A 2,106-nucleotide genomic window follows, 5' to 3' on the forward strand; every position below is an offset into this window, starting at 1 on the left:
TTTACGATTGTCTCCATCTCACTCTCTCTTGTCGCTGTATTTATTCCACTCTTTTTTATGGCAGGTCCTATCGGGCTTCTCTTTAGAGAATTTGCAGTTGTTGTCACCCTCTCGATTCTGGTCTCTGCAGTAGTCTCTTTGACTATTGTGCCGATGCTATGTAGTCGATTTCTCAAGGAGCAGCATGGCGAATCAAAAAGCTATCCACTCACGAAGGGCTTTGATCGTATATTTACGTGGTCTCTCAATACCTATACTCACTATTTAGATCTAGCGCTAATCAATAGAAAAAAAGTATTGTGGGGCACCATCGCTACTTTTATCCTGACTATTGCTCTCTTTGCATTCAGCCCCAAAGGTTTCTTTCCAGAGGAAGATATTGGCCAACTCCGCATTACGGTTGAAGCCGCCCAAGATACATCGTTTAAAACGATGCTTGAATTACAAGATCGTGCCGCAGTAATCGTTGATGAAGACCCGAATGTAGCAACATCTATCTCCATTCTTGGAGGAGGTATGAGCTCTGGACGAAATACTGGTAGATTCTTTGTGATCCTGAAACCCAAGAGCGAACGCCAGAAGATGAGTAAGGTCATGGAGGGCTTGCGGACTAAATTTAAAGAAATTCCTGGTATTCAGATTTATATGAGTCCGGTACAAAACTTACAACTTGGTGGTCGTAGCAGCAAAAGCCGCTATCAATATACGCTTCAAAGTGTAGGATTTGAAGGTGTGAACGAGTGGGCCGAAAAAATGCTCGAGAAGATGCGCTCTGATCCTATTTTCAGAGATGTCACCAGTGATTCACAGCTAAAAGGTTTAAACGTCAAAATTGATATTGACCGCGAAAAAGCAGCTAGTGCTGGCGTTTCGATTGCAGACATTCGAACAGCGCTTTACTCTTCATTTGGTGAGCGTCAAGTCTCGACGATTTATACGCCAGTCAACACCTACCGCGTTATTCTAGAGACCGCCGAGAACGATCGACAGTTTGAAACTGATCTTAATAAAGTCTACGTCCGAGGCAGATCGACTAATACACTGATCCCTTTATCAAGCTTAGCAACGTTTACACGCACAGTGGGACCCACCTCCGTAAACCATCAAGGTCAAATTCCCGCTGTGACCATTTCCTTCAATTTAGCGCCGGAAGTTTTTCTGGGAAATGCCACTAAAGCGATTGATAAGTTTGCAGAAGAAATTAAGCTGCCGCCCTCAATCATCACTAGCTATGGCGGTGACGCAGCAGTATTTAAAAGCAATCAATCCGGCCAAATCATTTTATTGCTTGGCGCTTTAGGGGTCATTTATGTTCTCCTGGGCGTCTTGTACGAGAGCTATATTCACCCTCTCACTATTTTGGCCGGCCTACCCTCTGCTGCGATTGGCGCCATTCTAGCCTTGCGAATTTTTGGATTTGAACTCACCATCGTTGCATCGATTGGCATTCTGCTGCTAATTGGTATCGTGAAAAAGAATGCGATTCTGATGATCGACTTTGCTTTAGACGCTCAACGTAACCGAGGGCTTTCACCTGAAAAAGCAATTCGTGAGGCTTGTATCTTGCGCTTCCGACCCATCATGATGACAACCATTGCTGCTCTTATGGGGGCACTGCCGATTGCGCTTGGCTTAGGTGCAGGCGCTGAACTGCGTCAACCTTTAGGCATTAGTGTAGCCGGTGGATTGATCTTCTCTCAATTTGTTACCTTAATCATTACTCCCGTAATTTATCTCTATCTAGATAAATATGCGGGTAATGGCCCAATGCAAATTCCTCAATCTGTTTTAGAAGGCAGCTAATGCGTCAAGTTATTCTCGATACCGAAACCACGGGTCTTAATCCTGCAACTGGCGATCGTATTATTGAAATCGGTTGCGTTGAGATGGTGGGTCGTCGACTAACCGATCGCACTTTCCATTACTACATCAATCCTGAACGTGATATTGATGCAGGTGCTTTTGCAGTGCACGGACTATCTCGTGAATTCTTATCCGATAAGCCAGTATTTGCGAATATTGTTGAAGAGTTGATTGAGTTTGTTGATGGTGCTGAGGTAGTCATTCATAACGCAGCGTTTGACTTGGGATTCCTGGATAACGAAT

General features: G+C 44.3%; 2 protein-coding genes. Both read left to right on the forward strand.

What is annotated here, in order from left to right; translation table 11 throughout:
* Positions 1–1,803, forward strand: a 1,803-nt coding sequence (locus B7X71_RS15715) for an efflux RND transporter permease subunit (protein ID WP_293601415.1), incomplete at its 5' end; no start/stop codon positions are given.
* Positions 1,803–2,106: exonuclease domain-containing protein (locus tag B7X71_RS15720; RefSeq protein ID WP_293601417.1), on the forward strand; the 304-nt coding region annotated here is incomplete at its 3' end. The genes B7X71_RS15715 and B7X71_RS15720, both read left to right, overlap by 1 nt.

The organism is Polynucleobacter sp. 39-46-10 (assembly GCF_002282275.1).